At 70.6% G+C, this 26,075-nt stretch carries 22 protein-coding genes; 5 read left to right on the forward strand and 17 right to left on the reverse strand.

Translation table 11 applies throughout. From position 1 onward, the window contains the following. Positions 1 to 5 precede the first annotated feature (5 nt). The 11 genes from BDK92_RS01580 to BDK92_RS01630 form a co-directional block, all read right to left on the reverse strand. Positions 6 to 1,241, reverse strand: coding sequence for a pyruvate kinase (locus tag BDK92_RS01580; protein ID WP_121153908.1), 1,236 nt, complete (start codon positions 1,239 to 1,241; stop codon positions 6 to 8). A gap of 11 nt (positions 1,242 to 1,252) precedes the next feature. Then, a complete protein-coding gene (locus BDK92_RS01585; protein ID WP_121153910.1) occupies positions 1,253 to 2,137 on the reverse strand; it encodes a 2-hydroxy-3-oxopropionate reductase in 885 nt (294 codons plus the stop codon). Between the two features lie 183 nt (positions 2,138 to 2,320). After that, on the reverse strand, positions 2,321 to 2,701 hold the full coding sequence (locus BDK92_RS01590; RefSeq protein WP_211349009.1) for a hypothetical protein: 381 nt from the start codon (positions 2,699 to 2,701) through the stop codon (positions 2,321 to 2,323). 47 nt (positions 2,702 to 2,748) lie between these two features. After that, positions 2,749 to 4,827, reverse strand: a complete 2,079-nt coding sequence (locus BDK92_RS01595; protein WP_121153914.1) for a hypothetical protein — start codon at positions 4,825 to 4,827, stop codon at positions 2,749 to 2,751. A 277-nt stretch (positions 4,828 to 5,104) separates the two neighbouring features. Next, positions 5,105 to 6,100, reverse strand: a complete 996-nt coding sequence (locus tag BDK92_RS01600) for an Lrp/AsnC family transcriptional regulator (protein WP_121153916.1) — start codon at positions 6,098 to 6,100, stop codon at positions 5,105 to 5,107. Continuing rightward, a complete protein-coding gene (locus BDK92_RS01605; RefSeq protein ID WP_246016719.1) occupies positions 6,090 to 6,935 on the reverse strand; it encodes an alpha/beta fold hydrolase in 846 nt (281 codons plus the stop codon). The genes BDK92_RS01600 and BDK92_RS01605 overlap by 11 nt, the downstream gene beginning before the upstream one ends. A gap of 33 nt (positions 6,936 to 6,968) precedes the next feature. After that, positions 6,969 to 8,135: a M24 family metallopeptidase gene (locus tag BDK92_RS01610; protein ID WP_121153920.1), complete on the reverse strand. Its 1,167-nt coding sequence runs from the start codon at positions 8,133 to 8,135 to the stop codon at positions 6,969 to 6,971. A gap of 5 nt (positions 8,136 to 8,140) precedes the next feature. Beyond that, positions 8,141 to 9,034 carry an ABC transporter permease gene (locus tag BDK92_RS01615; RefSeq protein ID WP_121153922.1) on the reverse strand — a complete coding sequence of 298 codons (894 nt, stop codon included), beginning with the start codon at positions 9,032 to 9,034 and terminating at the stop codon, positions 8,141 to 8,143. Further along, positions 9,031 to 9,996 (reverse strand): ABC transporter permease, encoded by a 966-nt coding sequence (locus BDK92_RS01620; protein ID WP_121153924.1) that lies wholly within the window; start codon positions 9,994 to 9,996, stop codon positions 9,031 to 9,033. Before BDK92_RS01620 ends, BDK92_RS01615 begins: the two co-directional genes overlap by 4 nt. A gap of 5 nt (positions 9,997 to 10,001) precedes the next feature. Then, positions 10,002 to 11,588: an ABC transporter substrate-binding protein gene (locus BDK92_RS01625; RefSeq protein WP_121153926.1), complete on the reverse strand. Its 1,587-nt coding sequence runs from the start codon at positions 11,586 to 11,588 to the stop codon at positions 10,002 to 10,004. Further along, positions 11,589 to 12,797 carry a dipeptidase gene (locus tag BDK92_RS01630; RefSeq protein WP_121153928.1) on the reverse strand — a complete coding sequence of 403 codons (1,209 nt, stop codon included), beginning with the start codon at positions 12,795 to 12,797 and terminating at the stop codon, positions 11,589 to 11,591. Between the two features lie 248 nt (positions 12,798 to 13,045). On the opposite strand from BDK92_RS01630, the gene BDK92_RS01635 reads away from it, so the two are divergent. From BDK92_RS01635 to BDK92_RS01645, 3 genes are all read left to right on the forward strand, one after another. Next, positions 13,046 to 14,047 carry an ABC transporter ATP-binding protein gene (locus tag BDK92_RS01635; protein ID WP_121153930.1) on the forward strand — a complete coding sequence of 334 codons (1,002 nt, stop codon included), beginning with the start codon at positions 13,046 to 13,048 and terminating at the stop codon, positions 14,045 to 14,047. Then, complete coding sequence (locus tag BDK92_RS01640; protein WP_121153932.1) at positions 14,028 to 15,047, forward strand: ABC transporter ATP-binding protein; 1,020 nt, start codon at positions 14,028 to 14,030, stop codon at positions 15,045 to 15,047. The genes BDK92_RS01635 and BDK92_RS01640 overlap by 20 nt, the downstream gene beginning before the upstream one ends. 210 nt (positions 15,048 to 15,257) lie before the next feature. Further along, entirely contained in the window at positions 15,258 to 16,613 is a 1,356-nt protein-coding gene (locus BDK92_RS01645) for an FAD-dependent oxidoreductase (protein WP_121153934.1), read from the forward strand. 54 nt (positions 16,614 to 16,667) lie between these two features. Here the strand turns inward: BDK92_RS01645 and BDK92_RS01650 are convergent, their stop codons facing one another. The 4 genes from BDK92_RS01650 to BDK92_RS01665 form a co-directional block, all read right to left on the reverse strand. Beyond that, the gene (locus tag BDK92_RS01650; protein WP_121153936.1) at positions 16,668 to 17,978 is read right to left on the reverse strand and encodes a radical SAM protein; all 1,311 of its coding nucleotides are present in this window, start codon (positions 17,976 to 17,978) and stop codon (positions 16,668 to 16,670) included. Between the two features lie 76 nt (positions 17,979 to 18,054). Continuing rightward, positions 18,055 to 18,459, reverse strand: a complete 405-nt coding sequence (sodN, locus tag BDK92_RS01655) for a superoxide dismutase, Ni (RefSeq protein ID WP_121153938.1) — start codon at positions 18,457 to 18,459, stop codon at positions 18,055 to 18,057. A 219-nt stretch (positions 18,460 to 18,678) separates the two neighbouring features. Next, positions 18,679 to 20,175, reverse strand: a complete 1,497-nt coding sequence (locus BDK92_RS01660) for a sensor histidine kinase (protein ID WP_121153940.1) — start codon at positions 20,173 to 20,175, stop codon at positions 18,679 to 18,681. Beyond that, entirely contained in the window at positions 20,153 to 20,899 is a 747-nt protein-coding gene (locus tag BDK92_RS01665; RefSeq protein WP_121153942.1) for a response regulator transcription factor, read from the reverse strand. Before BDK92_RS01665 ends, BDK92_RS01660 begins: the two co-directional genes overlap by 23 nt. Positions 20,900 to 21,093: 194 nt before the next feature. On the opposite strand from BDK92_RS01665, the gene BDK92_RS01670 reads away from it, so the two are divergent. Continuing rightward, the gene (locus BDK92_RS01670) at positions 21,094 to 22,068 is read left to right on the forward strand and encodes an FAD:protein FMN transferase (protein WP_121153944.1); all 975 of its coding nucleotides are present in this window, start codon (positions 21,094 to 21,096) and stop codon (positions 22,066 to 22,068) included. On the opposite strand, the gene BDK92_RS01675 is transcribed toward BDK92_RS01670, so the two are convergent. Beyond that, positions 22,000 to 22,791: a putative protein N(5)-glutamine methyltransferase gene (locus BDK92_RS01675; RefSeq protein ID WP_121153946.1), complete on the reverse strand. Its 792-nt coding sequence runs from the start codon at positions 22,789 to 22,791 to the stop codon at positions 22,000 to 22,002. The genes BDK92_RS01670 and BDK92_RS01675 overlap by 69 nt on opposite strands. A 273-nt stretch (positions 22,792 to 23,064) precedes the next feature. Between BDK92_RS01675 and BDK92_RS01680 the strand changes: the two genes are divergently transcribed. Then, positions 23,065 to 24,051, forward strand: a complete 987-nt coding sequence (locus BDK92_RS01680) for an acetylxylan esterase (protein ID WP_121153948.1) — start codon at positions 23,065 to 23,067, stop codon at positions 24,049 to 24,051. A 58-nt stretch (positions 24,052 to 24,109) separates the two neighbouring features. Here the strand turns inward: BDK92_RS01680 and BDK92_RS01685 are convergent, their stop codons facing one another. Beyond that, positions 24,110 to 25,960 (reverse strand): discoidin domain-containing protein, encoded by a 1,851-nt coding sequence (locus BDK92_RS01685; protein ID WP_121153950.1) that lies wholly within the window; start codon positions 25,958 to 25,960, stop codon positions 24,110 to 24,112. Between the last annotated feature and the right edge of the window lie 115 nt (positions 25,961 to 26,075).

The following is a 26,075-nucleotide window of genomic DNA, read 5'->3' on the forward strand; positions in this document are numbered from 1 at the left end:
GGCCGTCAGGGCACGGGTTCGGGGCTGGGAGCCGCCTGCCGGGCAAGTCGGACCGCCGCGTGAACCGGCGGCCGGGCCATCACCCGGTCGCCGAGCCGCAGCAGGCGCATCGTGTTCGTCGAGCCGGGCAGGCCGGGCGGACTACCGGCCACGATCAGAACCAGGTCACCGATCTGGAAGCGGTCCAGCGAGAGCAGCACGTCCTGCACCTGCTGCACCATCTCGTCGGTGTGCACGACAACCGGCATGGTGAACGTCTCCACCCCCCAGGTCAACGAGAGCTGGGCGGGTACGGCCCGGTCCGGGGTGAACGCGAGCAGCGGCACCGTGGGCTGGTGCCGGGCCAGCTGTCGCGCGGTCGCCCCCGACCGGGTGAAACAGCAGATCGCCCCGACCGTCAGCGACTGGGCCACCTCGGCGGCGGCCGCCGTGATGGCGTCCACGTTGCCGGCCGACCCGGTCGGTGGCCCACCGTCACCGGCGACGCCGTTCTCCTCGGCTGTCGCGATGATCCGGGCCATCATCCGCACCGCCGGCACCGGGAACGCCCCGACGCTGGTCTCGGCGGCGAGCAGCAGCGCGTCGGCCCCGTCGAGCACCGCGTTCGCCACGTCGGATGCCTCGGCGCGGGTGGGCCGGGACTGCTCGACCATCGAGTCGAGTAGCTGCGCGGCCACGACCACCGGCTTCGCCAGCTCCCGACAGCGTCGGATGGCCCGCTTCTGGACCAGGGGTATCTCGTCCAACGGCAGCTCGACCCCGAGTTCGTCGCGGGCCACCACGACCCCGTCGAAGGCGGCGACGATGGCGTCGAGGTGCCGTACCGCGGCCGGGGTCTCCAGCTTCGCCAGCACCGGCCGCCAGACACTCAGCTCTTCCATCACCTGATGGGCGACCTCGACGTCCTCCGGCGAGGTGACGAACGGCAGCGCCAGCAGGTCGACCCCGAGACCGAGAGCGAACCGCAGGTCGGCGGCGCGTTGCTCGGCCAGGGCGGCGCCGGTCGCGCGCTGTCCGAACCGGATCCGGGGACCACGCAGGTCGGCGAGGACGCCGACGGTGCGACCGGCGCGCGCGGCGACCTCGCGTACCAGGTGGTAGGTCGCGGCGTGCTCGACCGGGGTGCCGTGGCCCAGATCGAGCCGGGCCACGTCCATCCCGGCCTCGACCAGCTCCCGCAACCGGTCCGCCCCGGCGGTCGCGGGCCCGAGGGTGCAGACGATCTTCGCGCGGCGGGCCATCGGAGGCGGCCTCAGCCCGAGGTACGACCGGAGAGCTGCTCGACCAGCTTGAGCAGCGCCGAGTGGTCGAGTCCGCCGTGCCCCTGCGCCTTCAGCGCGGCGATGAGCTGGGCGACCGCCGCACCGAGCGGGATCACCACCCCCGCCTCGCGCGCCGCCGAGGTGACGATGCCCATGTCCTTGTGGTGCAGGTCGATCCGGAACCCGGGCTGGAACTCCCGGGCCAGCATGCCGGCCGCCTTCCGGTCGAGGATCCGGTTGCCGGCCAGGCCGCCGGCGAGCACCCGGACCGCGGCCTCGGTGTCCACCCCGTACGCCTCCAGGAAGACGATCGCCTCGGCGACGAGTTCGATGGTCCCGGCGACGATCAACTGGTTCGCGGCTTTGACGGTCTGCCCGGAGCCGTGCGGGCCGACGTGCACGATGGTCGCCCCGACCACCTCCAGCAGCGGGCGGGCGGCCTCGAAATCGGCCGCGTCACCGCCGACCATGATGGAGAGGGTGCCCTCGATCGCACCCTGCTCGCCGCCGCTGACCGGTGCGTCGAGGACCCGTACGCCGTAGGGCTTCGCGGCCTCGGCCACCCCCTGGGCGGTCTTCGGCGAGATGCTGCTCATGTCGATGTAGAGCTGCCCCGGACGGGCGGTGGCGAGAATGCCGCCCTCGCCGAGGGCGACCGCCTCGACGTCCGGCGAGTCGGGGACCATGGTGATGACCACGTCGGACTCCTGGACCGCCTCGACGATGCCGGCGGCGGCGCGTCCACCACCGGCCGCCAGCGCCTCGGTCCGGGCCGGGCTGTAGTCGTAACCGATCACGTCGAAGCCGGCCTTCACCAGGTTTCCGGCCATCGGGCCGCCCATGATGCCGAGGCCGATGAACCCCACGCGTGTCATATCAGCGATCTCCTCACGTAGCTCCAGGTCTCACTGCCGGCGCGGTGGGGCGGTAGGTCGGGCCGCCGCCCGCCTACCACCCGGCGGGGACACCGCAGTCACCCCCTAGGATTCTGTATGCAGTATGGAAGCCCGTCAAGGCGTTGCCGTCCCGGCGCCGAGACGCCCGCTACTGCGGCACGGTCAGGCGAGAGCGCCCACCGGCGCGACGACGGCACCGTCCACGGGACACACCCACACGGCAACGGCGCCGCGTACGGTCGCGGTCAGCGGATGGTTGTCGGGATGGCGCGGGCAGACGGGCCAGTTCGTCGCCGCCCGCCGCCACAACTCCTCGATCACCCACTCCTGCACCTGGTCGGCGACGTGCGCGACGCGATCGGGTGCCGGCTGCGCCACGATGGCGCTGACACCCACACCACTGCCGTCCGGGCTCCACAGCATCGCCGACTCGGCCCCCGGGTCGCGGGTCCAGTCGTCGTCCCGGATGTCGGGCAGGGGTGCGCCGGTCGCGTTGATGTCCCGCAACACCGGCTCCAGCGCCTGCCGCAACACGTCACCCATGGCGACCATTCTCCGTTTCCGCGAGGCGCGCGGCCACGGAATTCGATCTACTGCCCGCCCCGGTCCGCACCGGGGGACGTACGACGCCCGGGCGCCTCGGCCCGCCAGGTACGGACGTACTTGGCCGCGGTGCCGCGCTCGGCCGGCGTGAGCTGGAGTTCCCGCACCGCGAGGTCGGTGAGGGAGGAGTTGTCCCGCTCGTCGTCGGCGGAGACCATGGCGTCGAGCAGGGCGTGCACCCGGGACCGCAACGAGCCCTCCCCCGGGGCCGGGACCGGGGCCACACCCCGGGCCGCCCGTACCGGGTCGGCCGCCGGCATCGCGGCGACCTGGGCGGGCGCGAGCGTACGCGTCGCCGCCGCGGCGACCAGATCGGGCAGCGGGCGCTCGGTGATCGGCACCACCGGCACCGGTCCGCCCGGTGCGGCGATCTCCGACCCGACCTCCGGTGCCGGTTCGGGCTCCGCATCCACATCCGACTCGACGTCCACCCCGGTCGACGCCGGCCGCGCGGGCGCCGGTTCCCGTTCCGGACCGGTCCGCGCGGGGCGCCGCTGGCTGGTCGAGAAGATGGCGCTCACCTCGGCCGTCAACGCGTCCCAGCGCGGCCGCACCGGCTCCGGCCGCTCGACGGAATCACCCCGCCCGCTCCCGTCCGGCGCGGAGTCGTCCACACTCTCGGCCACGCGGTCCGCCCGGTCCGTGCGTCCGTTCGCGCGGTCAGCCACCCGGTGGGTACGCCCGTTCGCCCGGTCCCCGCGTCCATTCGCCCTGCTCACCCGCGCGGTCGCCCGCTCCTCCGACTCGACACGCACGGCCGACGAACCCGGCTTACCGGCAGTTGCCTCCGCCTTGACCGACTGACCGGCCGCCACCTCCGACTGACCGGCCGCCACCTCCGACTGACCGGCCGTCCCGTCCGGGCTCCCGGCCACCGCGTCCAGCGGGACCGGCTGACCGGCGGCCACGTCCGATGGAACCGTCCGCCGCGCCGCCACGTCCGGGGGGTCCAACCGCGTGTCCACCGTTGCCGACGGAGCCAGTGCGTCCGGTACGGCCGGGGCCTCGGTCAACGCCGGCAGCGGGCCGGGATGTTCGAGTGCGGGCGCGAGCGGGCCGCGTACCGCGTCGACCGTGGGGCGGTGTTCCGGGTGGAGCCCGGACGGATCCGGCGCCGAGAGGGCGTCACTGAGCAGCCGGCCGGCCGAGGCGAGCTCGACCGCGTCGGGCGTCGCCCCGCGACGGCGCCACCACCTTCGACGGGCCGCCGGCAGATTGCCGGCCAGCACCCGCGCGGGCGAGAGGTCGGCGGCGATCAGCGCGGTCAACCCGTCGTAGTCGGCGCGCTCCGCCAGCCGCCGCGCGATCTCGTCGAGGTCGTACACCGCCACCGCGATGTCCGCCGTGGTCCCGTCGAGCGCACGCCTGATCTTGCGCCGGAGGACCTTGGCGAGCGCCGCCTGCCGCCGCTCGGTGCGTACCTGGGTGCGGGCGGCGTCCAGCGAACCGTAGAGACCGAGCGCGGGTGCCGCCTTGGCCAGGGTCCGGGCCCGGCGGGTCAGCAACGGATGCCGCAGCCAGTGACCGGCGAACTCGTACGCGGGCGGGGTGGGCGGCAACTGCCGCTTGGCCCGCAACCGGTCACGGCGCTTGTTCTCCGTGTTCATCAGCCACACCAGGTAGCCGAGCAGCGACATGCCGCCGTAGAAACCGCCTTCGAGGTGGTTGGAGTGGGCCAGCCAGTTGAAGGCCACCGCACCACCGGCGATGCCCGCCGACAGCAGCCGGGAGAGCGTCGCGTGTTCACCGAGCCGGCGTCGGACGTCCGCGTTCGCCAGCACCACCATGCCTCCGAGTTCCAGCGCGCCGACCGCCGGCAGCGCGACGTACCAGGGCATGTCCAGTGCCTCCATCGCCCCGGACACCTGGCCACCGAGCGCGATCAGCAGCACCACCACGTAGAACGCGGTCCGCATCCGGGTGGTGGAGCGGACCGCCGCGGCCAGGTCGGCGTCCTCCTCCGGCTGCGCCACGGCCGCCACCGACCGCTCCGGGTCGCGGACCCGCCCATCGGGCAGCCCGCGCGCCGGATCGTCGCGCCGGTACGGGTCCTGGGCTCCAGACATCGGGTCGCGTGTCCTTTCGTCGGGGCCGACCGCGGCTGGCCCGACGATCGTCGGAGCCGGGTGGCACCGGTCCGCCTCGGCACGACGTCAGGCGCGGCATCCGCGCCGAACCACCCGAAACGCCCCCACAAGATAGCCCCCGGTCGTGTCCTCGATCGACGCGGTCGGGGGATCACCGCACGCCGGGGCGGTAGCGTGGTGAAGGCCCCCGACGCGACCAGCGACGATCCCGTACGGCAACCGGGCCGCTACCGCCGATCGGTCGGGCGGGTGGCCGTCACGGTTGAGCGGTCTCGATGCTCCCCCGCCACCAGGGCGTCTCGACGAAGCCACGGCGCAGTACGAGCAGCACCACGCTGGCGGTCCAGCCCTGCACCCCCTCCAACCGACCAAGGGTGTTCGTGGTGAACTCGAACAGGTCCTGGGTGGTCGGCAGGATCAGCTCGCACATCAGCGCGTTGTTGCTCAACATCGCCGCGACGTACCGCACCCCCCGATAGGCGGAGAGGGTGCGGGCCACCGAGTCGAGGAACGGCGGGGCCACGGTGATGTTGAGGACGATCTCCGACTCGAACCCCAGTGCCGGTGCCGGAACCAGGGTGGTGACCAGGATGCAACCACGACCGAGCAGTGCCTCGAACCGGCGCCGTACGGTGCTCTCGTTGAGCCCGACCTCGGCGGCGACGGTCCGGAAGCTGGACCGGCCGTCCTCGCGCATAAGGTCGATGATCTGCCGGTCGACCGCGTCGAAATGACTCGGATCGCACTGGTGCGCCTCCGTCACCTCTTCCGGCGGGGCGTCGCTGAGCAGTTGCCGGCTCCAGTCGTGCGACACCTTGTAGACGTGCAGTGTCAGGTCGGTGTCGCAGCGCTGCACACCCTTGATCGCCAGGATCCGTTCGACGATCCGGGCCTGTAGCGACTCCTCCCGCCGCAGGTTCAACTCGGCCAGGATGTCGTACGGGCCGGTCACCAGGCCGAGGAAGCGCAGGTCGCTGTGGCGGACCAGTTCGGCGAGCACCTCCATCTGGGTGCCCGGCTCGCAGGTGATGCGCAGCACGAAGAGGTCCGCCGCGCCGGCGTGGTTGTTCCCGGGGATGGCGGCGACCCGGACGACTCCCTCACGCAGCAGTTGCTGCCCGCGCCGGGCGACGGTCGCGACCGAGCTGCCGGAAAGTTCCGCGATCTCCGTCCAACTGGCCCGACCGTCGCTCTGCAACGCGGCGATGATCCGCCGGTCGAGGTCGTCGAGGTCGTCGGTGCTACTGCTCATCGGCGCCAATCTCGTGGAGGAAGTCGCGTACCACCTGTCGCCACCGCTGCGCCTCTTCGATCTGCGGCGAGTGGCCGGACTTCTCGAACACGACGAGCCTAGCGTCCGGAATCAGGGATGCAATTACCTCGCTGCTCGCCACAGGGGTGATCCAGTCGTCCCGGCCGACGGTCACCAGGGTCGGGCAGGTGATCCGGTGCAGCTGGGACTTGATGTCGTAGTTCGGCATGTTGACGGCGAAGGCGTAGTTGTGGGTCTGGTACCGGTACGGGGTCGCCTCGACCCGCGCGGCGACCAACGCCGGGTCGTACACGTGGTCGTAGAGGGGCAGGATCTCCCGCCAGCAGTCGCGCAGGTCGGCGTCGTCGTAGGTCTGCCCGGTGTTGATCCGGTCGAGTTTCTCGAGGTCGATGGTGACCCGGGTGGAGGTCTCCGCGTTGTGCCGGGCCGCCTTGTCGTTCTCGTGGTCGGCCGAGGTGTCCCGGAGCACGAGCGCGCGTACCCGCTCGGGGTGGCGGATGGCGTACTCCATCGAGATGAAGCCGCCGTACGAGCCACCGGCCATCACGAACTGTTCGACCCCGGCCCACTCGCGCAGACCGTCCACGTCGGCCACCCACTGCTCGTGACTGAACGGCGGCTGTCCCTCGCTGGCCCCGGAGCCCCGGGCGTCGAAGACGATCACGCGGAAGGTGTCCGCGAAGGGGCTGAAGGTGGCTCTCGGCTCGGCGCGTGAGCCGAGACCGGGCGCCCCGTGGTGGGCGATCAGAACCGGGGCGTCGTCGGCGCCGAAGACCTCGACCTCGAGGTCGTTGCCGTTGATCGTGAGCCGCACGGTCATTCCTTTCCTGGCGGGTGGTGGTGCGGGCTAGAGCGCGATGACCACGTCGTCGAGGCAACGGGGGTACGCGGTGAACGGCCGGGCCCCGTCCTCGGTGATCAGCATCGAGTCGGAGATGCGGTATCCCGCGTGTCCGGGGATGTAGATGCCGGGCTCGTTCGAGACGACCATGCCGGCTTCGAGCGGGGTGTCGTCACCGTCGGCGAGCCACGGCGGCTCGTGCATGCCCAGGCCGATGCCGTGCCCCTGCCGGTGCCGCAGGTATTCGGCGAGCCCGGCGTCGCGGATCACGTCCAGGCACCGGTTGTTCGCGGCTGAGCAGGCCACGCCGGGACGCAGCGCCTCGCCGCCGACCTGTTGCGCCTGCCTGACCGCCTCGTAGTAGCGGCGCTGGTCGGCGCTGGGTTCGCCGAGGATGAAGGTCCGCTCCCCCTCGACGAACCGGCCACCGACCGCGCAGCCGAGGGAGAGCATGAAGGTGTCGCCGGGACGCAGCCGGTAGCCCGAGGGCAGCGCATGTGGACGGGCGCTGTTCGGCCCGGCGTACACCAGTCCGCCGGCCAGTGGCGAGACCACCACCACGTCGGCGTGCTCGGCGTACATGGTGCGGGTGCCGACGGTGGTGATGTGGTCGGCCAGTTCGGACTCGCTGGGCAGTTCGCCACCGGCGGCGACCGCGTCGGAGATCAGGGTGCGGCCGGCGGCCAGCATCAGGTCGGTGATCCGGGCCGCCTCCGCGTGCAGGGCGATCTCCTCCGGCCGCTTGCGGAACCGGGACCGGGTGACCAGATCGGTACGGACCAGGGTGGCGTCCGGGAAGGCCGCGGTCACCTGGGCCAGCCGGTCCACGCTCATGCTGCCGGCGTACCCGATCCGGCCGGTGACCGGGGCGAGGTAGCTGAACTGCGGTCGCAGGCCGGGAAACTCCGGGTACGCGACCAGCTCGGCGGCGCTGCGCTGCGCGGACGCGTGCTCATGTTCCAGTTCGGGCAGGAGTAGCCGGGTGGTGCCGTCGAGCGGGAGCAGCACCGCCACCGGCCGCTCGCCGGGGTGGTGAAAGAAACCGGTCAGGTACGCGACGTCCTGCGGGTCGTCGGCGAGCATGGCGTCGAGGCCGTGGCGGGCCAGTTCGGCACGCAGGTCGTCCTGGAGCGCCTGGTAGAAGGTGGGCGACAACCGTTGGGTTTCCAGCATCGTTGCTAGTCCTCCCGGGTGCGGGGGTTGCGGGCGTCGTTGTAGGCGATCGAGATGAGAGTGGCCGAGACCACCAGGGCGAGCATGGCCAGCGAGGGAAAGAGGGTGGTCCACCAGGCGCTGGACATCGCGCCGGACTGCTGGGCCTCGTAGAGGATCCGCCCCCAGGACCAGCTGTTCGGGTCACCGAGGCCGAGGAAGGCCAGGCCGGCGGCGGAGAGCACGGCCCGGGAGGCGGTCAGCACCACCGACACCACGATCACCGGGGCGACGGCGGGCAGCAGGTGCTTGCGGATGATCCAGACGTGCGATCCGCCGGTGAGCCGGGCCGCGTCCATGTACGGCAACCGGACCACCGACAGCGCCTGGGACCGGACCACCCGGGTCACCTCCGGCCAGGAGAAGAACGCGATCACCAGGACCAGGGTGACCAGGCTCGGCCCGGCCAGCGCGGCGACCAGGATCATCAGCGGCAGCACCGGCAACGACAGGCAGAGGTCGACGATCGTGCCGATCACCGTGTCCGCCTTCGGGAAGTAGGCGCCGAGCACAGCGACCAGCACACCGATCACGATCGCCAGCGCCGAGGAGAGCGCGGCGATGACGATACTGAGCCGGGCGCCCCAGACCACCTCGGCGAAGATGTCCCGGCCGAGGTTGTCGGTGCCGAACCAGTGCGCCCCGGAGGGGCCCTGGAGCACCTGTTCGCCGTACCCGGACGGGGAGGCGGTGATCAGCGGTGCGCAGACGCCGACGACCACGAGCACGACCAGGATGCCGACGGAGACAAGGCCGAGCGGGTTGCGCCGGAACGCGGCCCAGGTGGCGCGGGCGGCGGTGACCTGGTCGGCGGCGACGGTCTCCAGCGGGCCGACTCCGGCGGTGGCTGCCGCGGTCATGCTGTCCTCACTCTCGGGTCGAGCAGTCCGTAGGCCAGGTCGGTCAGTACGTTGGCGACCACGACGGTGGCGGCCAGCAGTACGAACGCGCCCTGCAGGACCGGGAAGTCGAGCTGGGTGACCGCCTCGTAGATACCCCGACCGATGCCCGGATAGGCGAAGACGGTCTCGGTCAGCACGGCTCCGCCGACCAGGAAGCCGAGCTGCAACCCCACCAGGGTGGTGGTGGGCAGCAACGCGTTGCGCAACCCGTGTTTCCAGACCACCTTGCGGTTGGGCAGTCCCTTGGCCCGGGCGAGCACGCAGTAGTCCTCGCCGAGGGAGTCGATCAGGGTGGAGCGCAGGGTCAGCACGTACGAGCCGAGCTGGACCAGGACCAGGCTGAAGCAGGGCAGGACGAGGTGCAGGGCGACGTCGCCGTACCAGGCGGGGCCGTAGACCCCGGGGCTGTAGGCACCGCCGATCGGGAGCCAGTGCAGTTGCAGTCCGAAGACGAAGAGCAGGAAGATGCCGACGCTGGGGACGAAGAGCGACTGGCCGGTGACACCGCCGACCTGGACGAGCCGGTCCAGGAAGCCGCGGGGGCGGGTCGCCGCCAGCACCCCCAGGGGGATACCGACGGCGACCGTCACCACCAGCGACGAGATGGTCAGCAGCAGGGTCCACGGCAGGCGTTGCAGGAGCACGTCCGTGACCGAGATCTGCTGGGTGAACGAGATCCCCAGGTTGCCGTGGAGCAACTGCCACAGGTACTTGCCGTACTGGGTGAGCAGCGGCTGGTCCAGACCGTACTGGTGCAGCAGGATCTGGCGCGCTTCCGGAGTCATGTTCGGGCTGGCGACGGCCAGCGCGGGGTCTCCCGGCAGCAGTCGGAGCAGGAGGAAGGTGACCGTGGCGGCGAACCAGAGGGTCAGCACTCCCCTACCGAGTCTGCGGATCGCGAATCGAACAACCTGGGGCATCGGCGTCAGCTCTTCGTCACGTTGGCCAGCGACTGCGGATCCACCACGGAGAGCAGCTCACTGGGCTTGACCACGAATCCGCTCCACTTGTCGCTGTGGGCGAAGTAGAGGTTCTGCATGTACATCACGTTGTCGTACACGTTGTCGTGCACCAGCTTGGCGGCCTGCTGGGCGAGCGAGCGCTGCTCGGCCCGGTCGGTGCTCGCCTGCGCCCTGGTGATCAGGGCGTTCAGCGCCGGGTCGTCGACCAGGGAGTAGTTGATCGCACCGCCGGGCAGGTAGGTCAGCGCCATGTTGGTGGTCGGGTCGTCCATGATGGCGAAGTTGCCGGCGTAGATGTCGTACTCGCCCGCGGCCGTCTTGGCCAGGTAGGTGTTGCGGTCCATGCCCTGCAGGTTGATGGTGATGCCGGCCTTGGCCGCGTCGTCCTTGACGATGGTCGCCCACTGTGCGGTCACCGCGTCCTGCAACGAGTAGATCATCGACAGCGAGAGCGTCCTGCCCGCACCGTAGCCGGCCTCGGCGAGCAGTTGCTTCGACAGGTTCGGGTCGAAGTTGTACTCGGTCAGGGACGGGTCGACGAACTCCTTGAGCACCGGCGGGATCGGGCTGGAGCCGGTGCTGACCGCCTGGCCCTGGAGCACCACCGTACGGATCGCGTTGTAGTCGACCGCGTGTGCGAGGGCCTGACGCACCTTGAGGTCGTCCAACGGCTTGCGCTTCATGTTGTACGTCATGTGCGCGTACCCGAGGCCGGGCACCTGTTCGACCTTGACCCCGCTGACCGCCTGGAGGTTCTTCACCTGGGCCGGTGGCAGCGCGTTGGCGATGAGGTCCACGTCGCCGTTCTTCAGCGCCAGGATCTCGGTGTTGATGTCCGGGTAGACCCGGTACACGATCTTCGCCACGGTCGGGGTGTTGTTCGGCGCGAACGGGTACGGGGTGACCCGCTCCAGGGTGTAGTTCTGCCCCTTGGCGAAGCTGGTCAGCTTGTATGGGCCGGCGCTGACCCAGTTGCTGTTGTTGGCGAAGTTCGCCACGCTGCCGGCGGGCTCGAAGACGTGCTGCGGAACCACGTTCATCCAGAACCCGGCCTCGCCGACCACGGTCGAGTCCGGGGCCTTGAGCTTCAGTTCGACCCGGGTGGGCGACGGCGCCGAAGCGGAGTCGACGTTGACGAGCTGGCCGTAGGTGGTGTTGCCGGCCGGCTTGTCCTTCAGGATCGCGTTGATCGTGTACGCGACGTCGGCGGCGGTGACCGGCTTGCCGTCACTCCAGGTCATGTCGTCGCGCAGCTCGTAGTAGCCGGTGGTCGGGTTGGTGTAGCCGAACGACTTGGCCAGGTAGGGCTGCTTGGCGCCGTTGGCGTCGATGGTCAGCAGCCGGGGGTACATCAGGCTGGTGATCCAGTTGTCGGTCCGGCTGTTGCCGATCAGCGGATTGAAGTTGACCACGTCGGTGGTGGTGGCGATGGTGAGTGTCGCGTCGCTGCCGCCGCCGGCTGTCTTCGACGGGGCGGAGGGACCGCAGGCGGCGACCGTGGTCGCGACAGCGAGGGCGGCGACCGCGACGAGCGATAGACGGGCACGCATCTAGACCCAGACCTCCTCGAGGACGCGGATGGTGTTCCCCCCGACGACCTTGCGGATCTCGTCGTCCGAGTAGTCGTGGCTGACCAGCCATCCGATGATGTTGTAGAAGCACTCGGCCGGGTTCTCCAGGCCGTCGACGTACTCCACCTTCGGGTGCTCCACGTGACCGTGGGCCTGCGAGATGGACAGGTTGCTCGAGAACGCGTTGTGCAGTCCGACGTGGTCACCGAAGAGGGTGTCCGGGCCGAAGGTCACGTGGTCGATGCCGATCTTGTCGACCAGGTGGGTGAAGTGGTCCATCACCGATTCGAGCGAGTGGTGCGGGTGCGCCTCGGAGAGGGTGGTGTGCGGTGCCGCCTCGATGCCGATCACGCCACCACGCTCGGCGCACGCCTTGATCAGGGCGTCCGGCTTCATCCGGTTGGTCGGCCAGACCTCACGGGAACCGCAGTGGGTGATCAGGACCGGCTTCTTGGAGTAGTTGATGACGTCGAGCGCGGTGCGGTCACCGGAGTGGGAGATGTCGATGGCGAAGCCGAGCTTGTTCATCCGCTCCACGGCCCGTTCACCGAAGTACGTCAGTCCGCCGTCGCCGCGCTCCTTGAGTCCGCTGCCGAGGTAGTTGGCCTCGGAGTAGGCGATGCCGATCTGCCGTACGCCGAAGCCGTAGAGCACGTCGAGCCGGTCCACCTCGTTCTCGATCGGGGTCGCCGCCTCCAGCGCGAAGACGTGGGCGAGCCGACCGGTCTGGTGCGCGTGGTGGATGTCCTTGAGCGACTCCGCCTTGATCACGTAGTCCTGGTGGGCCAGGTCGGCCATGCGTACGCCGAGGTCGAAGAGGACGTCCTGGTACTTCCAGCCGGCGTCGCTGGAGATGCAGCAGGTGCCGTCCATGCCGTTGTCGAAGACCGCGGTCATGCCGGAACGGGCCAGGCCCTGGTAGCCGGTGGGTTCGCGCCCCTGCCGGATGTGTTCGCGGAGCTGCCCCATGTCCTCGGGGAAGACCTGGACGTGGTCGTGCAGGGAGATCACGATTTCGTCGGTGAGTAGCCGGACGGTCCGTTCCCGCTGGCTGTCCGACAGCTCCAGCCCCTGGTAGGCGGGGACCCGGCTGATCTGTTCGGCGTACTTGAAGATCCGGTAGTCCTTGCCCGGCTCCAGGTAGTCGTACGCGGTGTAGCCGGTGTATCGCTTTGCGCTGTCGAGCATCAAAGCCCCTCTCTTCGTGACGCCGAGTCGCCAACCATTGGTGACGCTCGGTGTCCTTGCACTGCCGGATGGGTGGTGGCGCGCTCCGGTCGCCGCGCCGGCCGGAAAATCGGCGACCGGGGCGACCGATGCAAGGCTTGCAATAATCCGGCACCGAAGTCAAGATGCAAAAGAAGAACAGGCGCAGCAAGTGCTTGTTGAGCGAGCTACGGGCAGAAGCGTCCGGATGATTTACCGGGAGGAAACAGATGCGTCACCCGCCCGACGCCGCGTTACACGTACGCGGCCTCTCGGTAACGTTCGGCACCCGCCGTGGCCCCGTACCCGCCGTAGTCGACGTCGATGTGGACGTCGCCCGAGGTGAGCTCGTCGCCCTGCTCGGTGAATCCGGCTCCGGCAAATCCGCCGCCGCCCGCGCGATGATGGGCCTCTCCGCCGCCAACGCCACCGTCACCGCCGACGCGCTCCGCCTCGGCGAGACCAACCTGCTCACCCTCCCCGACCGGCAACGCCGGGAGATCCTCGGCAACCGGATGAGCATGGTTTTCCAGGACGCGCTCTCCGCGCTCAACCCGGTGCTCGCCATCGGCGACCAGCTCGGCGAGCTGTTCCGCACCCACCGGGGGGCCTCCCGCCGGCAGGCCCGCGCCGCCGCGATCGACCTGCTCGGCCAGGTCGGCATCCCGGCCCCGTCGAAGCGGGTCGACGACTACCCGCACCAGTTTTCCGGCGGCATGCGGCAGCGCATCCTGATCGCGATGGCGATCGCACTCGAACCCGAACTCGTCATCGCCGACGAACCGACCACCGCGCTCGACGTGACCGTGCAGGCGCAGATCCTCGAACTTCTCGACAAGCTGCGCCGCGACCTGAACATGGCCGTCCTGCTGATCACCCACGACCTCGGGGTCGTCTCCGAGGTAGCCGACCGGGTCATGGTGATGTACGCCGGCCGGGTGGTGGAGGCGGGCAGCGCCGACGACCTGCTGAGTCGGCCGTCGCACCCCTACACCGAGGCGCTGCTGCGCTCGGTACCGGCAGCCGAACATCGGGGCCAGGAGCTGTACGCCATCCCCGGCAGCCCACCCAGCCCGGCCCACCAGCCCGGCGGCTGCCCGTTCCACCCCCGCTGCGCCATGGTCGTCGAGCGCTGCCGGACCGAACGCCCCGCGCTCACCGTCGTCTCCGCCGGCCGCAGCGCGGCCTGCCATCGCAGCGAGGAGGTACGCCATGTCGCCGTCCCCGGGTGACCTGGTGCTCGACGCCCGGGACCTGCACAAGACCTTCGCCACCGGCCGCTCCGGACTGCGCAAGTCGCGGGTCAGCGCCGTCGACGGCGTCAGCCTGCGCCTGCACGCCGGCGAATCGCTCGGCATCGTCGGCGAGTCCGGCTGCGGCAAGTCGACCCTCGCCCGGATGCTGGTCGGGTTGGAACGACCCGACTCCGGCAGCATCGAGATCCACGGTCGGGACGTCACCCGGGTACGGGGCCGCGACCGGCGGCTGCTGCGCCGGCAGGTGCAGATGGTCTTCCAGGACCCGTACACCTCGCTCGATCCTCGGATGAGTGTGCTGGAGCTGATCGGCGAGCCGCTCACCGTACACAAGCGGGTGACCGGCAAGACCGCCCTCACCGATCGGGTCGCCGAACTGCTCGGCCTGGTCAACCTGGCGCCCGAGCTGATGCACCGCTATCCGCACCAGTTCTCCGGCGGGCAGCGCCAGCGCATCGGCATCGCCCGCGCGCTCGCCCTCGACCCCGAGGTGCTGGTCTGCGACGAGCCGGTCTCGGCGCTGGACATGTCGGTCCAGGCCCAGGTGGTCAACCTCCTCCGCGACCTGCAGAAACGCATGAACATCGCACTGCTGTTCATCGCGCACGACCTGTCCGTGGTCCGGCACGTCTCGGACCGGACCGCGGTGATGTACCTCGGTCGGCTCGCCGAGGTCGGCGACACCCCCACGGTGTACGACCAACCGGCCCACCCGTACACCCAGGCCCTGCTCTCGGCGGCGCCGGTGGTCGACCGGAGCCGGCGCCGGCTGGCCGACCGGATCATGCTGCTCGGCGACCCGCCCAGCCCGGCCGACCCGCCCACCGGCTGCCGGTTCCACACCCGCTGCCGGTTCGCCCGGGACCGGTGCGCCGCCGAGCAGCCAGTCGCCCGGCGGCTGGAGGACGCGTCGGACCGGACGGTGGCCTGCCACTTCGCCGAGGAGGCCCAGGCCACCGCGCCAGCGGTCGGCTGACCTGGCGCACGCTCGCCGCCGGTCGGCCGGTCCTCCTCAGCGGCCGGCCGGCGGCGCACCACCGCGCAGGGTCACCGCAGTGGTTGCTTCCCGCCGCGTTCTGTGACCACCGTCGCTGGATCTTGTATTGACCTGAAGTGAGGTTGAAGTTTTAGCGTTCCCTGGGTGGGTGACGAAGCTCAGTGGCACGAAGGAGCAGGGAAACACGTGATGGATCGTCCTGTGCGGGTCGCCGTCGTCGGTGCCGGGCCGGCTGGCATCTACGCCGCCGACATCCTCACCCGGGCCGCCCCGGCGGCCCAGGTGGACATCTTCGACCGGTTGCCGACACCGTACGGTCTGATCCGGTACGGCGTCGCACCCGACCACCCCCGGATCAAGGAGATCGTCACCGCGCTGCATCAGGTGCTGGACAATCCGCGGATCCGGTTCATCGGCAACGTCGACTACGGCGTCGACGTGAAACCGGAAGAGCTTGACCCGTTCTACGACGCGACCGTGATCGCCACCGGCGCCGACCGGGACCGCGACCTGAACATCCCCGGGATCGGCCTTCCCGGCAGCTTCGGCGCCGCGGACTTCGTCTCCTGGTACGACGGGCACCCCGACGCCCCGCGCGACTGGCCGTTGACCGCCTCCAGGGTAGCCGTCATCGGAGCGGGAAACGTCGCGGTGGACGTCGCCCGGATACTCGCCAAGACCGCCGACGAACTGCTGGAGACCGAGATCCCGGACAACGTCTATCAGCCGCTCCTGACCAGCCCGGTGACCGACGTGCACGTGTTCTCCCGGCGCGGCCCGGGTCAGGTCAGGTTCACCCCGCAGGAACTCCGGGAACTCGACGAGTCGCCGAACGTCGACGTCATCGTCCATCCCGAGGGCATCGAATTCGACGACGCGAGCCTGGCCACGATACGTGCCCGGCGGACGGTCAAGATGTGCGTGGACATCCTGCAGAACTGGGCGGCGCGCGAGCCTCGCGGGCGTGCCCGCCGCCTGCACCTGCATTTCCTACAGGCGCCAGTGGCGATTCTCGGGTCGGACCGGGTGACGCACCTGCGCACCGAGACACAGCAGCTGACCGGCGACGGCTGGGTACGCGGCACCGGCGAGTTCACCGACTGGGACGTGCAGGCGGTCTACCGCGCGATCGGCTACCTCGGCCGTCCGATCACGGACCTGCCGTTCGACCCGGCGACCGGGACCATCCCGCACACCGATGGTCGGGTGCTGGACCTCGACGGCGACCAGATCCCCGGACGGTACGTGACGGGCTGGATCAAACGCGGCCCGGTCGGCCTGATCGGCCACACCAAGAAGGACGCGAACGAGACGATCAGCAGCCTCCTGGCCGACCTGCGGACCCTGCCATCCGCCAGTTACGGCGACCCGGCCGACGTGCTCACCTACCTGAGCCGCCGGGACCTCGACTACACCACCTGGGCGGGCTGGCAGAGGCTGGACCGGCACGAGATCGAGCTCGGCCGACCGCACGGCCGCAAGCGGGTCAAGGTCGTGCCCCGCGACGAGATGATCAGCATCAGCAACACGGCGGACGCGCCGTAGATCCGCTGGCGGTCGTGAACCCGGGGACGGCACGACCCGTCCCCGGGTGTGGCATCACGATTGCGCCGACGGCAGGGTGTCCATGAAGGAACTGACCGAGAACACCGCCCGGCCGGGTCCGGCCGGGCCGTACCCGGGCGGGCTGGACAGGCCGTTGGCGTCCATGGTGGCGCGATAGACCTCGAGCAGCCGTACGTGGTATTCGAGCGGCGCCCCTCCGGGGTTGGCCCGGCCGAGCGGAGTGGTCGGCTCCGGGCACCAGGTGGTGAACCTCGGTGCGATCCCCCGCGACATGAAGTACCGGAGCCCTTCAGCGGTGGAGTCGATCGCCTCGTCCACGCTGCTGAAGCCGTGCGGGGCGGCCATCTCGATGCCCGCCACGAAGTTCGGGATGACGTTGCGTGGGCCGAACACCTCGGCGGAGTCGAGGATGCGGCGATGCCATTCCTCCCGGCCGACGTACCGCTCCTTGCCCGGGCAGTACAACTCGAACAGCCGCTTGTCCCACACCTCGTAGTTCGGATGGTAGATGCGGATCCCGTAGTCGTGGAATCGTTGCACGTCGGCTCGGGGCAACGCCTGGGCGACCACCTTGCCGATCCACCGCCCCGGGAACCGTTCCTCGATCGCCCGAGCGTACTGGCCGTAGAAGTCCGCCTCGGCCAGTCCGCCGACCTGGGAGGTGATGCTGCCACCGGTGAGGGTGTACGCCTGCGAGGCCCGGTCGGTGTCGTGCCGGTCGATGATCTCCAGAGCCTCCAGCACCTCGTCGACGGGCTTGACCCCGGTGTAGGGACGTCCGGCCTGTTTGTGCTGCCGCCAGTTGTGGTTGATGTCGCAGTACTGGCATTCCTCCTTGGCGCCGAAGTACTGGCAGACCCGGAACGCGGTCAGGTAGATGAGATAGCCCCATTGGATCGTCGGGGCGACCTCCATCACCGACTTCCCGTTGGCCAGCGTGTGGCGGTAGTAGGCCGGCATCGGCGGCAGTCCCACATCGGCGATCGGCCGATCGTCCAGGAACAGGCGCAGTCGCCCGTCGCCGTCGGTGCGGACGCGGTACGGCGAGCCGGGGTTGGTACGGACCGAGACGACGGTGCGGCGCAGCTCGTACGGGCCCCCGGTGAGCACGATCTCCTCCGGTGGCCGGCGCAGCGCGGCCGTGCCAAGCTCCGGCAGCGTCCGGTGGTCGAAGGAGAAGATGAAGTACGACTTCGGCTTGACGTCGCCGTGTTCGTTGTCGGTCAGCGCCGAGTCGTCGAAGGCCAGTCCCCCGCGCAGCAGGTCTTCCTTGATGACCGCCTCTCGCGGCACCTGCGGGAAACGGCTCATCAACTCTTCGACGAGGTCGGTACGCGACGCCATGTGGTCCTCCCGGACGGGGTGTACGGAACCGGGGTGTACGGAACCGGGTGGCAGGGCGCCACCCGGTTCCGGCGGTTCAGCTCTGCTTGGTCTCCCAGAAGATCTTCGAGATCTCCTCGATCTTCGCGAGGAGCTGCTCCGCGACGGCCGGATCCGCGGAGCCCTTCGCGCCGCCGGCACCGGCCAGCTTGGTGGCCTCGTTGAAGAGGCCGTGCAACTGCGGGTACCTCTCGAAGTGCGGCGCCTTGAAGTAGTCGGTCCACAGCACCCAGAGGTGGTGCTTGACCAGTTCGGCCCGCTGCTCCTTGATGATCAGCGATCGAGTGCGGAACTCCGGATCGTCGCTGGCCTGGTACTTCTCGGAGATCGCCTTGAGCGACTCGGCCTCGATGCGGGCCTGCGCCGGGTCGTAGACGCCACAGGGGAGATCGCAGTGCGCGCTCACGACGATGCGCGGGCGCAGAAAGCGTGGCAGGTGCATCAGATTCCTTTCGACAGCGGTGACGGGGTGAAGAACCCCCCGGCGTGATGGGATGCCTTGTCGGCCCCGGAGGTGGACAACGCCGGGCAGCTTGATCCACGACCGGACGGTAAGACCTCAACCGCACTTCATGTCAAGTCCCGTGGCGCTCACCGTCGGGCGGCGCCGGTTCATGCCGGCCAGGTTCGACGGCCGGGGTAGGTCGATCCGGTGAGTGGCCTATGTGTCCGCTGTGAGTCGGGGCAGTCGGACCGTCAGCGCGGTCCGCCCCGGACGACTACTCAGGGTGACCGTGCCCCGGTGTGCCTCGACCACTGCGGCGACGATCGCCAGACCCAGCCCGGTGCCACCGACGGCACGGGAACGTGAACTGTCGCCACGGGCGAACCGTTCGAAGACCTCGCCCTGCAGAGCCTCCGGAATGCCGGGCCCGTCGTCGCGTACGGTGAGCGCCACCCCGTCCGACCCGACCTCGGCCAGGCTGGTGGTGACGGTGGTGCCGGGCGGGGTGTGGGTACGGGCGTTCGTCAGCAGGTTCGCCAGGATCTGGTGCAGCCGGGCCGGGTCACCACCGACGCAGACCGCCCGCTCGGGCAGGTCGAGCCGCCAGCGGTGGTCCGGCCCGGCGACGTGCGCGTCACTGACCGCGTCGACCGCGAGCGCGCTGAGGTCGACCGGTTCGACCGCGAGCGGGCGCCCCGCGTCGAGCCGGGCGAGCAGCAGCAGGTCGTCGACGAGGGCGGTCATCCGGGTCCCCTCCGACTCGATCCGACGCAACGCGTGGGCGATGTCCGGCGGCACCGGGTCCCGGCCCCGCCGGGTCAGTTCGGCGTAGCCCCGGATCGCGGCGAGCGGCGTACGGAGCTCGTGGCTGGCGTCGGCGACGAACTGACGTACCCGGGTCTCGCTGGCCTGGCGGGCGGCGAGCGCGGCGCCGACGTGGCCGAGCATCCGGTTGAGCGCCGCCCCGACCTGTCCGACCTCGGTACGTTGATCGGTGTCCCCGGCCGGCACCCGGACGGCGAGCGCCACCTCGCCCCGGTCCAGCGGCAGTTCGGCGACCCGACCGGCGGTCGCCGCGACCCGGCGCAGCGGGCGCAGCGCGGCCCGTACGATCAGCGCCCCGGCGGAGCCGGCGAGCAGCAGGCCACCGGCGCCGATCCCGACCGACATGCCGATCATCTGCCAGACGGTCTGCTCCAGTTCGGTCAGTGGCAGGCCGGTGACCACCACGTCGCCGTCCGGCATCTGCCGCGCGATCAACCGGTAGTCGCCCAGCTCGCCCAACGCCCGGGTACGGGCCCGACCGTCGGTCGGAAGGCTGGCCAGGGTGGCGTGCTGCGCCGTCGGTACGGGTTCCGGCGCGGCGCTGGTGTCGGCCGGGAGGGTGGCCGCCCACTCGAACTCCCCGTCCACGATCCGGGCGGTGAGGGTGCCGATCGGCTGCCCGCGCTGGAACGGATTGCCCGAGCCCGGTGTGACGCCGGGGGGCGGCCCGCCGTTAGGTGGTCCGCCGGACCGGCCGGCCACCGTGCCGAGTTGCTGGTCGAGTTGGCGGATCAGCGAGTGGTGCAGCGCGATCGTGGTGGCCGCGCCGACCAGTACGCAGACGACGGCGAGCAGCGCGACGACCGCGGCCACCAGTCGGGCCCGCAGCGACCAGCCGGTCAGCCAGCGGCGCAACGGGGTGGGATCAGCCGGCGGGTTTGAGGACATAACCCGCTCCGCGCAGGGTGTGGATCATCGGCTCGCGGCCGGCATCGATCTTCTTACGCAGGTAGGAGATGTAGAGCTCGACGATGTTGGCCTGACCGCCGAAGTCGTAGTTCCAGACCCGGTCCAGGATCTGCGCCTTGCTCAACACCCGCCGCGGGTTGCGCATCAGGTAGCGCAGCAGGTCGAACTCGGTGCTGGTGAGCGAGATCAGGTGACCGGCGCGGTGCACCTCGTGGCTCTCCTCGTCGAGGGTCAGGTCGCCGACCACCAGCACCGCGTCCGGCTCGGTGGCGACGCCGACCCCGGCCCGGCGCATCAGGCCGCGCAACCGGGCGACGACCTCCTCCAGGCTGAACGGTTTGGTCACGTAGTCGTCGCCGCCGGCGGTCAGGCCCGCGATCCGGTCCTCGACCGAGTCCCGTGCGGTGAGGAAGAGCACCGGCATCGCCGGGGCGTGTCCGCGCAGCCGGCGCAGCACCTCCAGGCCGTCCAGGTCGGGGAGCATGACGTCGAGCACCACCGCGTCCGGTTGGAAACGCTTCGCCTGCCGGACCGCGCCCATGCCGGTGTCCGCGCTGCGTACCTCCCAGCCCTCGTAACGCAGCGCCATGCAGAGCAGGTCGGTCAGGACCGTCTCGTCGTCCACCACCAGCACCCGGACCGGCTCGCCGTCCGGGCGCCGAAGTTCCACCTGCCGACCGTTGGCGCGCGCGTCCGTCGTCATTCGCCCATGTTGCGGCCGGCGGCTGTGTCGTAGCTCGGCGTCACCTGTGTGCCGGCTGTGTACGACCCCCCTCCCGCCGCGCGGCCGAGGCGGGACCGGGCCGATCACACAGGGGACACACAGGTACGACCTACCACCTGCTCAGCCAGGCCGACGACGGTGGCGGGGTGGTTCATCGAGACCGGGAGGGCATCATGGCGGAAGCACGCTGGTCGGATCGGGGCACCGAGGTACGAGTGGTGGTGGCCGGAAGCGGGCCCCCCCGGGCCGCCCGCCGCCTGGTCACGGCCGAACTGGCCGGGTTGGACCGGGCCTGCGGCTCCCGGTGGGGCGGCAGCGAACTGTCCCGGGTGCACCGGGCGCTCGGTCGACCGGTGCCGGTCGGCCCACGACTCGCCGAACTTGTCGGCGCCGCCCTGACCGCCGCCGAACTGACCGGCGGCGACGTCGACCCGACCGTGGGCGCCGCCCTGCTCCGGCTGACCCCGCCCGACGGCGGATGGCTGCCGGTCTGCGGCTCGACCCTGCGACCGACGGCACAACCGGACGGGTGGCGGCGGGTGCTGCTCGGTGACGGGTGGCTCGCCGTACCGGCGACCCTCCTGCTCGACCTGCGGGCCACCGCGCGGGCGGTGACCGCCCGGCGGTGCGCGGACCTGCTCGCGGCGCGCGGCGACGGCGGTGCGCTGGTCGCTCTCGGCGGCTGCGTCGCCACCGCCGGCCCGACCCCGCGCAGCGGCTGGCGGGTGTCGCTCGACGGCCTCGTGCTCCAGCTTCCCGACGGTGCGCTCGCCACCACCCGCGCGGCGGGTCGCGGTCCGGCCGGTCCGATCGTCGACCCCCGCACCGGGCGACCGCCGGCACCGGTGTGGCGGCGGGTCACGGTCGCGGCCGCCGATCCGGTGGTCGCGAAGGCGCTGAGCGTCGCCGCGTTCGTCCGTGGGGTCGAGGCGACGCGGTGGCTGGCCGGGCTCGGCGTCGACGCCCGGTTGGTCGCGCCCGACGGCACCGTACGTACGGTCGGCACCGGCCCGCTGACCGGCCCGGCCCGCCCGGCGCCGACCCGTCCGGGGCCGGCACCGCAGCGGCTCGGCGCCCGGTCAGCGGCGGCCGAGAACGACCGTCGCCTGCAACTCCTCGTCGCGGGCGACGGCCGGGTCGAGTCCTGATCCGGCGAGCACGGCGAGCGCCGCCGCCACCTGGTCGCCGCTGGTCTCCAGCAGCAGGTGCCCGCCCGGGGCGAGCCAGTCCCGGGCGTCGGCGGCCACCCGGCGCAGCACGTCGAGCCCGTCGGCGCCACCGTCGAGCGCGACCAGCGGTTCGTGGATCCGCGCCTCCGGCGGCAGCAGGTCGACCGCCGCGCTGGGTACGTACGGGACGTTCGCCACCAGCACGTCCACCCGCTCGCGCAGTACCGGCGGCAGTGGTGCGTACAGGTCGCCGAGGTGGACGTGGCCGCCGTACGGGGCGAGGTTGCGCCGGGCGCAGCGTACGGCCGCCGGTTCGATGTCGGCGGCGTGCACCGTGGGACGGCCGACCCGGGTGGCGACCGCCAGCCCCAGCGCACCGGATCCGCAGGCGAGGTCGACGATGGTCGCGCCGTGCGGGGCGAGCGCCACGGCCCGGTCGACGAGGAGCGCGGTACGGCGGCGCGGGACGAAGACCCCCGGGTCGACCAGGACCCGCAGGCCGCAGAAGTCCACCCAGCCGACGATGTGTTCGAGGGGCAGGCCGGCGACCCGACGTTCGACCATCTCGCCGAGTGCGCTCGGGGTGGTCGCCGCCTCGATCAGCAACCTCGCCTCGTCCTCGGCGAAGACGCAGCCAGCGGCGCGGAGGCGGTTGACGATGGCGGTCCGGCTCAACGCCGGGGTGGAGCGGGATGTTGACATGTGTGACCCTTCGGGACGCCTCTGGGCGCTCCCGCGGTTACCTGCCCTCGACCTCGGTCAGGGCAGCCATGGCGCCGCGTGGTGGGAGCACCCGCCGTTCGTGACGAGAATCGAACCCACCTCCTCGGGCAGTGGCCAACTGAGGCAGGCAACGTTACCCCCTCCCCCGCCCCGAGGTGCCCGGGGGTCGGGAGTGGGCCGGTGGGGACGAACGACCGGAGGGCGGTGGTAGATCATGTGGCGAACCGCCGCCCCCACGGAAGGGAAGCCCTCATGTTCGTCGACTGGCCGTTGGACCAGCTTCGCGACTACCTGCCGACCCGTACCGAACCGGATGACTTCGACGACTTCTGGGCCGGGACGCTGGCGCAGGCCCGAGCCGCGGAGAGCACCGCGCGGTTCGAGCCGGTCGACGCCGGCCTGGCCACCGTACGGGTCTACGACGTCACCTTTCCCGGTTTCGCCGGGCAGCCCGTACGCGGTTGGTTCCTGTTGCCGCGCGACGCCACCGGCCCGCTCCCCTGCGTGGTGGAGTTTCTCGGGTACGGTCGCGGGCGCGGCCTGCCGCACGAGTGGTTGACCTGGAGCGCCGCCGGCTACGCCCACCTGGTGATGGACACCCGGGGACAGGGCAGCAACGGCTCGATGGTGGGCGCCACACCGGACCCGGACCCGACCGGCCTGCCGCAGACCCCGGGCTTCATGACCCGGGGCATCACCGACCCGCAGCACTACTACTACCGGCGGGTCTTCACCGACGGGGTCCGGGCGGTCGACGCGGCCCGGTCACACCCGGCGGTGGACCCGGACCGGGTGGTGGTCGCCGGCATCAGCCAGGGTGGGGGCATCGCGATCGCCGTTTCCGGGCTGGTCGACGGCCTGGCCGGGGTGATGCCGGACGTGCCGTTCCTCTGCCACCACCGGCGGGCCACCGAGATCACCAACGAGCAGCCCTACGCTGAGCTGGTCACCTATCTGAAGACGCACCGGGAGAGCGTGCAGCGGGTCTTCGACACCCTCGGTTACTTCGACGGGGTCAACCTCGCCAGCCGGGCCAGCGCACCGGCGCTCTTCTCGGTCGCGCTGATGGATGCGATCTGCCCACCGTCGACGGTCTTCGCCGCGTACAACCACTACGCCGGTACGGCGAAGGAGATCACCGTCTGGCCGTACAACGGGCACGAGGGCGGGGCCGCCTTCCAACAGCGGCGCCAGCTCGACTGGCTGCGTGACCGCCTCGGCGCCCCCGCCGCGATCTGAGAAGTTAGGAAGGGCCCCTTCCTATACAGAAGACGATAAGAAGGGGCCCTTCCTTACGTCAGGTGGCGTACGCCTCCAGTTCGAAGATCCGGGCGGCGGTGTCGCTGTCGTTGGTCGGGGCGAGCACGTTCAGCCGGACGTACCGGGCGGTGACCGGGGTGAACGTGTGCGTGGTGACGTTCGCGGTGTTGCCGCGTACGGTCGCCACCGTGCTCCAGGTGGTGCCGTTCGTGCTCACCTGTAGGTCGAAGTCGCGGGTGTTCCACGCCGGTTTCTCGCCGCCCGCGCCGGAGTGGCGCACCACGAACCGCCCCACCTGCTGGCTGCTCTGGAGGTCGACCCGCAGCCACTTGGACCCGCCGAGGGAGCACCACTTGTCCGAGGTGCCGCCGGTCCAGCTGCCGTTGACCGCCTTGGCCGGTGCCTCGACCGCCGCGCACTGGCTGTCGGCGGTGGCCGGCTTGTTCAGCGCCAGGTTGGTGCTGGTCGGTGGCGCCGGGGTGTAGAGGCGGATGTCGGTGAGGCTGGCGCTGCCCTCGTAGACGTTGGTGTAGAGGTCGCCGATGACGAAGTAGTCCGGGTACGCGGAGCCGGCCGGCCACTGGTTCGGCCAGGTGGTGCTCCCGTACGCGTCGTTCTGCACCAGGTTGGCGTTGTACCGCCCGTCGTACTCGCCGGGTTCGCTGTTGTAGTGCCAGATGGGCGCGTTGTTGACGATGAACGGGCGGTGGAAGCGAAGGGTCTTCTGCCCGACCCGGGCGAAGTTGCCACTCGCCTCCAGGGTGTAGCCGGTGGTGTCACGTTCGATGGCGAAGGTGTAGAACTCGTTCGGCATCAGCTCCGGCTGCAACTCGGCGGCGGAGGAGAGCTGTTGTTCGGCGACTCCGCCGGAACAGCTCGTCATGAACCACTGGGAGTTGCCGGCGAGCCCGCCCGGACCGGGGTTCCAGTTCGGCAGGCCGCTGATCCACATGTTCACCGTGTTGAAGTTGCCGTCGCGGTAGTTGTAGTACTGGTTGGTGTTGGAGTCGCAGACCCGGCCGCCGGTGCCGGTGCCGACCCGGTCGGGGTGCTGGGAGAAGGAGTCCATCAGCACCTTGCGCCGGTAGTGCCAGAAGTGGTTGTTCCGGGGCGCCGGGTTGGCGAAGTCGACGATCGACAGGAAGTGGAACCCGTTGTAGCCGTACGGGCCGGAGCGGACGTCCTGCCACTCGCAGTACGGCACCGACGCGTCACCGGTCCAGCCGGGGCTGTTGGAGCCCTCGCCCCACGGGTGCTGGGTCTTGCAGCCCTGGGTGCTGTAGCCGTTGACCCGGCCGCCGTACTCGATCGAGCCGTTGCGTTTGCCGCCGAAGTCGATCGTCTTGAGCTTGTACTCGATCCGGTACTGCGACGGCAGTCGGTTCGTCGGCCGGAGGATCGCCCCGCCGGTGTGGTCGGGTACGTTCAGCACCGCCACGTTTCCGCCGCCCTGTGGCTGGGTGGTGATCGACGGTGGGGCTTCGATGACCCCGTTCTTGTCCCAGTCGCGGGCGGAGAGCGAGGCGGTGAGCCAACCGTTCTGGCCGACCGGGAACTCCTTGCGGTAGGTGTCGAACGAGGTGAGGGCGGTGGTCCAGTCGGGCCCGTAGTCGTTGCGGTACCACTGCCCGGAGTCGTCCATGATGGTGTCGAACGGGTTGGCGTACGTTTCCCGTACCCAGGGGGCGTTGCCGGGGTTGATCGGGTCGGCGAAGTTCTCGGAGTAGAGCAGGTTCCAGGCCACCTGGGCGTTGACGTCCGACGGTGCCGCCGGGTCCGCGGGCGCGGCCAGCGCACTACCGGGTACGAACGAGGTGAACGCGACGATGCCGGCGGTGACCGCGGCGACGGCGCTCCGACGGCCGACACCGCCGATGGTGTGACGCATGATTGCTTACGACCCTTCACTCGACGGGTAAAGAGCGAGCTGATCTGTCGGGTGACCGTGGATGACGCGCCGATCGCCATCCGATAATTCGAGTTACTCGAATTATCGAGCAATT

The organism is Micromonospora pisi (assembly GCF_003633685.1).
Lineage (GTDB): Bacteria > Actinomycetota > Actinomycetes > Mycobacteriales > Micromonosporaceae > Micromonospora_G > Micromonospora_G pisi.